We start from the raw sequence: 12,547 nt of genomic DNA, 5'->3' as shown, positions 1-12,547 counted from the left end.
CGGCCTCCCGTGTGGTGCCGAACTCATGTGCCTGCGCCACGGGCCGCTGTCCCGGCGCGGCCCTCCACCACAAAGTTGACCAGTCTCCGGGCCCGCGCGGGGCGGTTTTCGGGAAGGTGTCCGTTGAAAGGCTGGTCTTGTGCCGATCCCGCACGGGTGTGACGGCCGCGGTCACCGGACCGTGCCGGGCGCCCGCCCGCCGCCCGGCCGCTCACGGACGCAGCAGCACCAGGTCGTCGCGGTGGACGACCTCGCGCTCGTAGGCCGGCCCGAGTTCGCGGGCGAGCTCGCGGGTGGAGCGGCCGATCAGCCGCGGGATCTCGCGCGCGTCGAAGTTGACCAGCCCGCGGGCGACGGCGTGCCCGGCGGCGTCCCGCAGCTCGACCGGGTCGCCCGCGGAGAAGTCGCCCTCCACCCCGGCCAGCCCGGCGGGCAGCAGCGAGGTGCGCCGCTCGACCACGGCCCGTACCGCGCCGTCGTCCAGGACCAGCGCGCCGCGCGGCGTGGAGGCGTGGGCCAGCCACAGCAGCCGGCCGGCGGAGCGGCGGCCGGTGGGGTGGAAGTACGTGCCGACGGGCCGTCCGGCGAGGGCGTCGGCGGCCCGGCTGGCGGAGGTGAGGACCACGGGGATGCCGGCCGCGGCGGCGATCCGGGCGGCCTCGACCTTGGTGACCATGCCGCCGGTGCCGACCCCGGCCCTGCCGGCGCTGCCGATCTCGACCCCCTCCAGGTCCCGCGGCCCCCGCACCTCCGCGATGAGGGAGGTGCCCGGGGTGGCCGGGTTCCCGTCGTAGAGGCCGTCCACGTCGGAGAGCAGGACGAGCAGCTCGGCGCGGACGAGGTGGGCGACGAGCGCGGCCAGCCGGTCGTTGTCGCCGAAGCGGATCTCGTCCGTGGCGACGGTGTCGTTCTCGTTGACGACCGGCACCGCGCCCATGGCCAGGAGCTGGTCCAGGGTGCGGTAGGCGTTGCGGTAGTGCGCGCGGCGGCTGGTGTCGTCCGAGGTCAGCAGCACCTGGCCGACGCGCCGCCCGTAGCGGGCGAAGGAGGCGGTGTAGCGGGCCACCAGCAGGCCCTGGCCGACGCTGGCGGCGGCCTGCTGGCGGGCGAGGTCGCGGGGGCGCCGGTCCAGGCCCAGCGGTGCCAGTCCGGCGGCGATGGCCCCGGAGGAGACGAGGACGATCTCCTTGCCCTCCCCGGCCGCCCTGGACGCCGGCTCCCCCGGCGCCTCGCCGGCCTCCGCGGGGGCGAGGTGCCGGGCGAGCACGTCCACCAGCGCGTCCACCCGGTCCGCGTCCAGCCCGCCCGCGGCCGTGGTGAGCGAGGAGGACCCGACCTTCACCACGATCCTGCGCGCGTCCCGCACGCTCCCCCGAAGACCCTGCTCTGCCCCTGTCACCTGCGCGTCCTTCGTCCGTGATCCCTCGTCCCGGAACGCAATCTACGCGAAGCCCGCGCCCGCCCGCGCATCCGTTCCGCCCGCCGGACAGCGGCCGGACGTGCGGACCCGGGTGGCACCCGGGCGACCCGCCCCGCCCGCCTCCCCGCCCCGTCCCCGCCGCCGTGGCAGCCTGGGGAGAGCAGAGCGCCCGGCCGGACCACGGCCCGGTGGCCCCGGTCGGCGCGGCCGAGCGGCACGGGCCGGAGGGGGGAGAGCACACCGACCGCTTCCCCGCCCCCCAGGAGCGTGACCCGCATGAAGTCTCCTTCGTTCACAGCGGTGAGGTTCTTTCGCACCACGTCCCGGCGGAGAGGAGCCGCTGTGTCACCGCGCTCCGGCCGGCGCCTCCCGTTCCCGCGGCGGACGCCTCCGGCCGTCCCCTCCCAGCGCCGGGCGCTGTCGGTACCGGTCCTGCTGCTCGCGGCGTTCCTCGCCCAGCTCGCCGGCGCCCTGCTCCCGGTGCTTCCCCTGTTCGTCGCCGGCTCCGCGGCGGGCCTCGTCCTCGACCTGTACCTGGTGCGGCGGCAGCCGCGCCTGGCGTCCTGGCTGGCCCGGGTCCGGTTCGACGTCACCGCCCGCCAGTTGCTGCGCGACATGCTGATCGTGGTCGGCCTGGTCCGGATTCCGGGCGTCGGCCCGGCGGCGGAACAGGCGCTCGCCCTCGCGCTGCTGGGCGGCTACTTCCTGCACTTCTGCTGCCAGGCGGTCGCCCTGCTGGTCCGGCGCACCCGGACCCTCCCGGTGGTCACCCGCAACATCGACGCGTCGGCCCTGCGGCTGTGCCCGGCCCCGCCGCGCCTGCTGGCCCGCCAGCCCAGCCGCCGCCTGCTGCACTTCTCCGTGCCCGCGACGGCCGGCCTGCTGGCCACGGCCGCGTCCGCCGACGCGCTGTGGGGCCTGGCCGGGCTGGGCGCCATGCTGGTGGTCTCCCTGGCCGGCACGGTCTGGCTCGCCACCTGGCTGCTGCCGGGGAGGCGCCCGGCGAACGAGCAGCAGGCGCTGGAGTGGCTGGACGGGTGGCTGGCGGAGTACCGGCCGACGGTGGCGATGTACTTCTCCGGCGGCACCGCCTCCGCGTACCAGGCGAACATGTGGCTGACCACGCTCGCCGCGCTGGACGGCAGGCCGCTGATCGTGCTGCGCGAGCGGTTCATGGTGCAGCGGATCGACGCGACCGACGTGCCCGTGGTGTGCGTCCCGAAGGTCGCCCACCTGATGCACCTGGAGCGCTCGTCGCTGAAGGTGATGCTCCACCCGGCGAACTCCGGCAAGACCTCGCAGGTGCTGCGCATCCCCTCGATCAAGCACGCCTTCATCAACCACGGGGAGAGCGACAAGCTCTCCAGTTGCAACCCCTACGCCAAGGCGTACGACGAGGTGTGGGTCGCCGGTCCGGCCGCCCGGGAGCGCTACCAGCTCGCGGACATCGGCGTGGACGACCGCGACGTGGTCGAGGTCGGCCGCCCGCAGCTCGCGCCGATCCGGCCGTACGCCGGGCCGCCCGCGGCGGGCGGCCCCACCACCGTCCTGTACGCCCCCACCTGGGAGGGCTGGACCGACGACCCGGGCAACACCTCGATCATCCTGGCCGGTGAGAACATCGTCCGCGCGCTGCTCGCGGACCCCGGGGTGCGGCTGCTCTACAAGCCGCACCCGATGACCGGTTCGGTGGATCCGCGCGCCGCCGCCGCCGACGAGCGGATCCGGCGGCTGATCGCCGAGGCCAACGCGCGGCGCTCCGCGGCCCCCGGGCCGCGCCCGGGCCCGGAGGCCGCGGCCGAGCTGGCCCGCCGCACCGCCGAGCTGGACGAGCTGACCACCACGGCGTTCCGGGCGAGCGCGGACGAGATGGAGCGGATGCTGCTCCAGTCCGCCCCCGAGGGGGGCCGGGCCGCGGCGGTGGCCGCCGCGACGGCCGCCTGGGAGGAGGCGTACTGGGCGGCCTTCCCCGCGTGGGAGCACCTGGTGATCACCGGTCCGCGGCCCGCGCTCTACGCCTGCTTCAACCGGGCGGACCTGCTGATCAGCGACGTGTCGAGCGTGGTCTCGGACTGGCTGAGCAGCGAGAAGCCGTACGCGGTCACCAACACCACCGGCCTGCCGGAGGAGGAGTTCAGGGCCGGCTACCCCACCGTGCGGGCGGCCGTGATCCTCACGCCCGACGCCGCGGGCGTCCCCGGTCTGCTGGAGTCGGTCCGCGACCCGGGCGGGGACGGCCTGGCCGCGGCCCGCGCCGAGCTGAAGGCGCACCTGCTGGGACCGGCCGAGCCGCCGTCGATCGTCCGCTTCGACCGGGCGGTCCTGGCGCTGTGCGCCGAGGCGGACGCGCGCCGCGCGCGGATGGAGGCGGCGGCGGTCCGGGAGACCCGGGAGGAGCAGACCGACCGCGTCCTGGCGGAGGAGCGGGGCCGGGAGCGGACGCCGGAGGCCGACGGCTCGGAGGACGCGGTGACCGCCTGACCCGTCCCGGCCCGCGTCCGGCGGCCTCCCGCACCACCGGGCCCATACGGGCCGGGGGCGGGAGGCCGCCGCCGTGCGGGGCCGTACGGCCCGCCCGCCCTACGGGTGGCGGAGCCGCCAGCCCGCCCAGGCGGACTCGATCATCTCCTCGACGCCGTACCGGGCCGACCAGCCGAGCTCCGCGCGGATCCGGTCGGCCGCCGCGACCACCCGCGCCGGGTCGCCGGGGCGGCGGTCCAGGACCTCCGGGCGCACCTGCTCGTGGCCGGTCGCCTTGCAGATCCGCTCCACCATCTCCCGGACCGAGACGCCCTCGCCCCGGCCGATGTTGAGGACGAGGGACAGCGGGGAGGCTCCGTCGGTCTCCTCGGCCAGCCGGCGGGCGGCCGCGAGGTGGGCGGAGGCGATGTCCGCCACGTGGATGAAGTCCCGTACGCAGGTGCCGTCCGGGGTCTCGTAGTCGTCCCCGAAGATCCGGGGCGGCTCGCCCGCCTCCAGCCGCTCGAAGACCATGGGGATGAGGTTGAACACGCCCGCGTCCCCGAGTTCGGGGGAGGCGGCGCCGGCCACGTTGAAGTAACGCAGCGACACGCTGCTGATGCCGTGCGCCGCTCCGGCGGCCTTCACCATCCACTCCCCGACCAGCTTGGTCTCCCCGTAGGGGTTGACCGGGGCGCAGGGGGTGTCCTCCGTGACGAGGTCGACGTCCGGCATGCCGTAGACGGCGGCCGAGGAGGAGAAGACGAAGCGGCGCACGCCCGCGTCCGCCGCGGCCTCCAGCAGGGTCTGCAGGCCGGTCACGTTCTCCCGGTAGTAGTGCAGGGGCCGTGCCACGGACTCCGGCACCTGCTTCTTGGCCGCGATGTGGACCACGCCCGTCACGCCGTGGTCGCGGATGGCCGCGTCGAGCGCCTCCCGGTCCAGGACGCTGCCGACCACCAGGGGGACGCCCTCGGGCACCCGGGCGGCCTCACCGGTCGACAGGTCGTCGAACACCACGACCGGCTGCCCGTCCTCCGTCATCGCCCGGACGACGTGAGCCCCGATGTAGCCGGCCCCGCCTGTCACCATCCACGTCATATCCGCATCTTTCTGGTCCTTCCGCCCGCGACTCCCGCCGGGAGCGCCGGTGCACGGCCCTGGGCGGCCGGCCGTGCGGTCCGCTGTACGGCACCGGGGCGGCGCCCGGGGCAGCGGCCCGGCGGGTGAGTGGCGAGATATCATGTCACGCCGCGTTCCGGGAGGTCGAAACGCTCCGACCGGCCAGCTCCGCACGTCACAATGGAATAACACGCGACAACTGTTCACCGGCAGGTGTCGTCTGTGTTAGGCGACAGTTCACCGATCGCGCCCTCCCAGGGCGTAATTCCGCTCAAAAGGGGAAGTTTTGCCGCGCTTCACGCTCGTCGTGCCCGCTTTCAAGGTGCAGGGCTACCTGCGGGCATGTCTGGACTCGGTCCTGGAGCAGGACTTCGGTGACTTCGAGGTCGTGGCGGTCGACGACTGCTCCCCGGACGCCTCCGGGGCCATCCTCGACGAGTACGCTGCCCAGGACGACCGGGTCCGCGTTCTGCACCTGCCGCAGAACGTCGGGCTGGGACGCGCCCGCAACGCGGGACTGAAGCAGGCCCGGGGCGACTACGTGCTGTTCCTGGACAGCGACGACACCCTGACGCCCGGCTCCCTGTCCGCCATCGCCGAGCGCCTGGACGCCACGGACGACCCCGACATCCTGATCTACGACTACGCGCGCACCTACTGGGACGGCCGCGTCCTGCGCAACCAGCGCGAGGACCTGCTGCGGGAGCGCGAGCCCGCGACCTTCTCCCTGGAACAGCGGCCCGAACTGCTGGACCTGCTGCAGATCGTCTGGAACAAGGCGTACCGCCGGGACTTCATCGAGGAGCACGGCTTCGAGTTCCCGCCCGGCTACTACGAGGACGCGCCCTGGACGTTCTGCTCGCTGATCACGGCCAAGCGCATAGCGGTGCTGGACCGAATATGCGTGCACTACCGGCAGCGGCGGCAGGGCGGCAACATCCTGCGCACCGTCAGCCGCAAGCACTTCGACGTCTTCGACCAGTACGACCGGATCTTCCAGTACGTGGCGGAGCACCCGGACCTCGACCACTGGCGGCCGGAGCTGTTCCGGAAGATGGTCGACCACTACCTGACCGTGCTGGACCGCCCCGGCCGACTGCCCCAGTCCGCCCGGGCGGAGTTCTTCCGCAAGGCCGCGGCGGACTACCGCCGCCGCAAACCGGACAACTTCGTCCGGCCGGGCGGCGTACGGGGCCAGAAGTACCGTCTGCTCGCCCTGGGCAGCTACCCGGCGCTGGCCGGCCTCAAGGCCGTCAACCGGACCCGCCACACCCTCAGCAAGAGCGGCCGGCGGCGGATCCAGGGCGCCAAGCGCCAGGTGATGAACGCGCACTACCGCACCCAGTTGCGGCTGCCGCTGGACGAGAACCTGGCCGTCTTCTCGGCCTACTGGAGCCGCTCCTACGCCTGCAACCCCGCGGCGATCGACGCCGAACTGGCCCGCCGCGCACCCCACATACGCCGGGTGTGGGCGGTCCGGGCCGGAGACGTCCACAAGATCCCCGAGGGCGTGGACGTGGTCCGGGTGGGCTCGCGCGAGTACTGGACGGCCATGGCCCGCGCCAAGTACCTGGTGAACAACGTCAACTTCGGCGACTCCGTGGTGAAGCGCGAGGGCTCGGTCCACATACAGACGCACCACGGCACACCGCTGAAGTCGATGGGCCTGGACCAGCGCGACTACCCCGGCTCCGCCCACGGGATGGACTTCGAGAAGCTGCTGGCCCGCTGCGACCGCTGGGACTACAGCCTCTCCTCCAACCGCCACTCCACGGCCGTCTGGGAGCGCGTCTACCCCTGCTCCTACGTCTCCCTGGAGACCGGCTACCCGCGCAACGACGTCCTGCTCAACGCCACGGCCGAGGACGTGCTGGCCGCCCGCCGCGAGCTGGGCATCGCCGACGGCACCACCGCCATCCTCTACGCCCCCACCCACCGCGAGTACGAACCCGGCTTCGTGCCGCGCCTGGACCTGGTGCGGTTCGCCGAGCAGTTGGGGCCGGACACCACCCTGCTGATCCGCGGTCACTACTTCTACGACGCCTCCCCGGAACTGGCCGCGCTCCGGGCCGGCGGCCGGATCGTCGACGTCTCGTCCCACCCCACGGTGGAGCGGCTCTACCTCGCCGCGGACGCCCTGGTGACCGACTACTCCTCGGCGATGTTCGACTACGCCAACCTGGACCGCCCGATCGTGATCTACGCGGACGACTGGGAGATCTACTCCGCGGTCCGCGGCACCTACTTCGACCTGCTCCAGGAGCCGCCCGGCGCGGTGGCCACCACCCAGGACGAGCTGGCCGAGATCCTGAACTCGGGAGCCTGGAACGACGGGGCCTCCGCGAAGCTCCGGGCGGCCTTCCGCGAACGCTTCTGCGACTTCGACGACGGCCGCGCGGCGGAACGAGTGGTCCGTCACATCTTCCTGGGTGAGGACGCCGCCGACCTGCCCCCTATCGTTCCTCTGAGCGAGCGTCGCCCGGCACCCACCCCCACCCAGGCCGTCGCTTCGGTCGAAACGGTCTGAACCGAAAGGAAACACCGCGCACCATGGCTCCGCGGCTCAGCGTCATCGTCCCCATCTACAACGTGGAGGAGTACCTTCCGGCCTGCCTCGACTCGCTGGCGGAACAGACCCTGAAGGACATCGAGGTCGTGATGGTGGACGACGGTTCACCCGACGGCTCGGCCGCCATCGCGGCGAAGTACGCAGAGCGCGACACACGCTTCCGGCTCATCCGCAAGGAGAACGCCGGTCTGGGAGCCGCCCGCAACACCGGGATCGAGAACATATCCCCGGAGTCCGAGTTCCTGACCTTCGTCGACAGCGACGACCTGATCCCGCCGGACGCCTACCGGCTGATGGTGACGAGCCTGGACGAGACCGGGTCCGACTTCGCCACCGGCAACGTCTTCCACATCAGGGGCGAGAAGACCTGGCAGGTGCCGCTGCTGAAGATGCTCGCCGGACAGGCGCGCAAGCGCACCCACATCTCGAAGTACCCCAAGCTGGTCGCCGACCGCATCGCCTGCAACAAGGTCTTCCGCCGCTCCTTCTGGGAGAAGCACGCCTTCTCCTTCCCCGAGGGCATCCTCCACGAGGACATCCCCGTCGTCCTCCCGGCCCACTACCTGGCCGAGGCCGTCGACGTCATCGGCGAGCCCGTCTACTACTGGCGGCAGCGCGAGGGCCGGGCGGCCCCGTCGATCACCCAGCGGCGCAAGGAGGTCCAGGCCATCCGCGACCGCGTCACCGCGGTCACCTCCGTCAGCAGGTTCCTGGCCGGGCAGGACGGCCCCGAGTTCGCCCGGTACAAGAAGGAGTACGACCGCCGGGTCCTCAGCGACGACCTGCGGCTCTTCCTCAACGTCCTGCCGGACGCCGACGAGGAGTTCCGCGCCGCCTTCCTGGACGCGACCAACGGCTACCTCGACACCGTCGGCCCCGAGATCGTGATGACGCTGCCGGTGCACCTGCGGGTGCAGTGGCTGCTGGTGCGCAAGCGGGCCATGTCCGAGCTGATCGACCTGCTGGCGGCCCAGCGCCGCCGCGAGCCCATCGAGGTCAGCGGTCTCATCCGCAAGTACGCCGGCTTCCGGGCGCTGGAGGCCAGCGGCCTGAAGCTGCCGAAGAAGGCGCTGCGCATCGACCCCGACCTCAACCTGCGGGCCCCGCTGCGGGAGGTCTCCTGGCAGGACGGCAAGCTCGTCCTCCTCGGCGACGCCTACATCGAGAAGATCGACCTCCCCACCCGCCGCAGCTCGGTGAAGTTCATCCAGCTCAAGAAGGACGGGTCGCGGCGGCGCCTGGTGTTCCCGGCGAAGAACGTCTACCGGCCGGAGTGCACCACCGACTCCAACCAGAAGCTCCACAACTACGACTGGGCCGGCTGGACCTTCACCCTCGACCCCGCCAAGCTCCGCAGGGGCGGCCAGTGGGACGAGGGCATCTGGCACGTCGGCATCCGCGTCATCAGCTCCGGCCTGATGCGCAAGCGCGCCGTCCAGGGCGGCGGCGGCTCGGCGGCCAACTACCCGCCGTACCACTGGCTCGACGACGACTACCGGCTGGTGCCGTTCGTCGAGCGCGCCGCCCTGAAGCTGCGCGTCGAGAAGGTGCGCGCCCTGATCACCGACCGCCGCGTGGTCGACGAGTCGATCGAGGTCGGCGGTGAGATCCGCGAGCCGCTCGCCGAGGGCGAGACCGTCCGGCTGCGGGTGACCAACCGCAAGAGCGGCGAGGTGCTGGAGTACCCCGTCACGCTGGAGACCGCGGCCGGCGGCCGGACCCCCTTCCGGGTCCGCGTGCCGATCGGCGACATCGCCCTGGTCACCAGCGAGGCCGTGGACGAGAACGCCCAGCCGGAACGGCGCGACTGGAGCACCGTCCTGGTCGCCGCCGCGCCCGGCGGCCGGGAGCGCCGCTTCAGCACGGTGATCCGGGACGGCCTGGCCGACGCCCACTTCCCGCTGCCCCCGTCGCTGGGCGGGCAGGCGCGGGAGCACGAGATCGCCGTCCTCGCCGGGAACAACGGCTACCTGAAGTTCTCCGGCCGCGCCACCCGCGCGGTCATCACCGACGTGGCGCTGCGGGACGGCCGGATCGCCGTCACCGGGCACACCGATCCCCGGCTGACCGGGTCGGTGTTCGTGCTCAAGGCCCGCAACCGGTACGAGGAGCGGACCGTCCCCGTGCGCTGGCTGGCGGACGGCGCGTTCGAGTTCGACTTCGACCCGTCCACCATGGGCAACCCGGCGGGCACGGTGCCGCTGAAGGCCGGACGCTGGAACCTCTTCCTCCGTCCCCAGGACGGCGAGGGCGACGACATCCGCTTCGCCATCGACCGGCTCGCCGTCGGCCGCTTCCCGCTCAAGGCGGAGCTGAACGGCCGGAACTACTGGTTCGAGGCCCGCTGGGGCGACTTCCCGCAGCTCAACTGCCGCTCGGGGCTGAGCGACCTGGAGCGCGGCCCGTACCGGCAGCTCCAGCTCCGGCGCGAGGTGTACGAGCCGGGCCGCCGCAAGCCGCTGCGCGACGCCGTGTTCTACCTCAGCTACAACGGCAAGCAGTTCTCCGACAGCCCCCGCGCCATGTACGAGGAACTGGTCAGGCGCGGCCTCGACCTCGAACACCTCTGGGCCGTCCGCGACGACCAGGTCGTGCTCCCGCCGGAGCTCAAGCCGGTGCGGATGTGGGGCACCGAGTGGTTCGAGGCGCTGGCGACCTGCCGCTACATCGTCACCAACGCCCACCTCCCGGAGTGGGTGGAGCGGCGGCCCGGCCAGGTGATCGTGCAGACCTGGCACGGCACCATGCTGAAGAAGATCGGCCACGACATCGAGACCCTGCACTTCGACCGCGAGTACCAGAACCGGATCGCCCTGGAGGCGAAGAACTGGAGCCTGGTCGTCTCGTCCAACCGCTTCAGCACGCCGATCCTGAAGCGGGCGTTCTCCTTCGACGGGGAGATCCTCGAGGCCGGCTACCCGCGCAACGACTACCTCTACTCGCCCGACCGGGACGAGATCGCCCGGCGGACGAAGGAGAAGCTGGGGCTGCCCGAGGGCAAGAAGGTCATCCTGTACGCCCCCACCTGGCGCGACGACCTGTCCCACAGCGCCGGGCAGTACAAGTTCGACCTGCGCGTGGACCTGGAGGACGCCCGGCGGCGGCTCGGCGACGACCACGTGCTGCTCATCCGGCGCCACTCCAACGTGGTGGACGCCGTTCCGGGGGCCGGCAACGGGTTCGTGTGGGACGTCTCGGAGTACCCGGACATCGCCGACCTGTACCTGGCGGCCGACCTCATGATCACCGACTACTCCTCGGTGATGTTCGACTACGCCCACCTGAAGCGTCCCATGCTCTTCTTCACCTACGACCTGGAGCACTACCGGGACACCCTGCGCGGGTTCTACTTCGACTTCGAGAAGGACTCGCCCGGCCCGCTGATCCGCACCTCGGAGGAGCTGGTCACCGCCATCCGGAACATCGACCGGGTCATGGAGGAGTACAAGGAGCGGTACGACCGCTTCCAGCACCTCTTCTGCGACCTGGACGACGGCCACGCCTCGGAGCGCGTGGTGGACCGGATGCTGGAGATGGCCAGGGAAGGGCACTGACCGCCGGGCCGTCCCGGGCCGCACCGCCGCGGTGCGGCCCGGGACGGCGGCGAGTGCGGCAACGGTGAGGGCGGCCGCGCCGGATGGCGCGGCCGCCCTCGTCCGTATCGTTCCGCTCGTTCCGCCGCCGTGCGCGCGGAACCGCGGCCCCGCGCGCACGGCCGTCACGCCGTCACGCCGTCACGCGAAGGGGTCGAACTCCTGGTACTCCCGCACGACCTCGTCGCGCTCCGCCTCGCGGTCGCGGCGGCGCTGGGCGGCCGGACGGAGGGTCTCCAGGCGGTGGTCCTCCCCGCGGCGGCCGAGCATCTCCGCGCCCGCGGACACCGAGGGCTCCCAGTCGAAGACGACCGCGTCGTCCTCGGGGCCGATGGCCACGCCGTCGCCCTCGCGGGCGCCCGCCTTCATCAGCTCCTCCTCGACACCGAGGCGGTTCAGCCGGTCGGCGAGGTAACCCACGGCCTCGTCGTTGCTGAAGTCGGTCTGGCGGACCCAGCGCTCCGGCTTCTCGCCGCGCACCCGGAAGAAGCCCTCGCCCTCCTTGGTGACGGTGAAGCCCGCGTCGTCCACGGCCTTGGGGCGGATGACGATCCGGGTCGACTCCTCCTTCGGCTTCGCCGCGCGCGCCTCGTCCACGATCCTCGCCAGGGCGTAGGAGAGCTCCTTCAGGCCCTGGCGGCTCACGGCCGAGACCTCGAAGACCGGATAGCCGCGGGCCTCCAGGTCGGGGCGGATGATGTCGGCGAGGTCCTGCCCGTCGGGGATGTCCACCTTGTTGAGCACCACGACCCGCGGACGGTCGTCCAGGCCGCCGTACTCCGCCAGTTCGGCCTCGATGACGTCGAGGTCCGTCACCGGGTCGCGGTCGGACTCCAGCGTCGCGCAGTCCAGCACGTGCACCAGGACGGCGCAGCGCTCGACGTGGCGCAGGAACTCCAGGCCCAGCCCCTTGCCCTGGCTGGCGCCGGGGATCAGCCCGGGGACGTCGGCGATGGTGTAGACGGTCGAACCGGCCGTCACCACGCCCAGGTTGGGCACCAGCGTGGTGAAGGGGTAGTCGGCGATCTTCGGCTTGGCGGCGGAGAGCACGGAGATCAGGGACGACTTGCCCGCCGACGGGTAGCCCACGAGCGCCACGTCCGCCACCGTCTTCAGTTCCAGGACGATGTCGCGGGTCTCCCCCGGCTCGCCCAGCAGCGCGAAGCCGGGCGCCTTGCGGCGGGGCGAGGCGAGCGCGGCGTTGCCCAGGCCGCCCCGGCCGCCGCGCCCGGCGACGAAGGTGGTGCCGTGGCCGACCAGGTCGGCCAGGACGTTGCCCTGCTTGTCCAGGACGACCGTGCCGTCCGGAACGGGCAGCACCAGGTCCTTCCCGTCGGCGCCCGAGCGGTGGCCGCCCTCGCCGGGCCTGCCGTTGCCGGCCCT

General features: G+C 72.6%; 6 protein-coding genes. 3 read left to right on the top strand and 3 right to left on the bottom strand.

Going from position 1 to position 12,547, the window contains the following annotated elements; translation table 11 throughout:
- Nucleotides 1-211: 211 nt before the first annotated feature.
- A complete protein-coding gene (gene proB, locus VE546_RS22820) occupies nucleotides 212-1,366 on the bottom strand; it encodes a glutamate 5-kinase (protein ID WP_324925434.1) in 1,155 nt (384 codons plus the stop codon).
- 330 nt (nucleotides 1,367-1,696) lie between these two features.
- On the opposite strand from proB, the gene VE546_RS22815 reads away from it, so the two are divergent.
- Complete coding sequence (locus VE546_RS22815; protein WP_414720553.1) at nucleotides 1,697-3,901, top strand: hypothetical protein; 2,205 nt, start codon at nucleotides 1,697-1,699, stop codon at nucleotides 3,899-3,901.
- Nucleotides 3,902-4,000: 99 nt separating this feature from the next.
- Here VE546_RS22815 and galE read toward each other — a convergent pair whose 3' ends face one another.
- Nucleotides 4,001-4,981, bottom strand: coding sequence for a UDP-glucose 4-epimerase GalE (gene galE, locus VE546_RS22810; RefSeq protein WP_324925338.1), 981 nt, complete (start codon nucleotides 4,979-4,981; stop codon nucleotides 4,001-4,003).
- A gap of 307 nt (nucleotides 4,982-5,288) precedes the next feature.
- Here galE and VE546_RS22805 point away from each other — a divergent pair, with 307 nt between their 5' ends.
- On the top strand, nucleotides 5,289-7,529 hold the full coding sequence (locus VE546_RS22805) for a bifunctional glycosyltransferase family 2 protein/CDP-glycerol:glycerophosphate glycerophosphotransferase (RefSeq protein ID WP_324925336.1): 2,241 nt from the start codon (nucleotides 5,289-5,291) through the stop codon (nucleotides 7,527-7,529).
- 23 nt (nucleotides 7,530-7,552) lie between these two features.
- Entirely contained in the window at nucleotides 7,553-11,125 is a 3,573-nt protein-coding gene (locus VE546_RS22800) for a bifunctional glycosyltransferase/CDP-glycerol:glycerophosphate glycerophosphotransferase (RefSeq protein WP_324925334.1), read from the top strand.
- 180 nt (nucleotides 11,126-11,305) lie between these two features.
- Here VE546_RS22800 and obgE read toward each other — a convergent pair.
- Nucleotides 11,306-12,547: GTPase ObgE (gene obgE / locus VE546_RS22795; protein ID WP_324925333.1), on the bottom strand; the 1,242-nt coding region annotated here is incomplete at its 5' end.

The sequence above is a fragment of the Streptomyces sp. genome (assembly GCF_035644915.1).
In the GTDB taxonomy this organism is placed as follows: Bacteria; Actinomycetota; Actinomycetes; order Streptomycetales; family Streptomycetaceae; genus Streptomyces.
Note: the sequence above shows the minus strand (reverse complement) of the source record. Positions and strands in the feature narration are given on the sequence as shown.

Bases quoted from the DNA above. Each gene is read 5' to 3' on its own strand.
- VE546_RS22815 (WP_414720553.1), top strand. From the start codon at position 1,697: ATGAAGTCTCCTTCGTTCACAGCGGTGAGGTTCTTTCGCACCACGTCC.
- galE (WP_324925338.1), bottom strand. From the start codon at position 4,981: ATGACGTGGATGGTGACAGGCGGGGCCGGCTACATCGGGGCTCACGTC.
- VE546_RS22800 (WP_324925334.1), top strand. From the start codon at position 7,553: ATGGCTCCGCGGCTCAGCGTCATCGTCCCCATCTACAACGTGGAGGAG.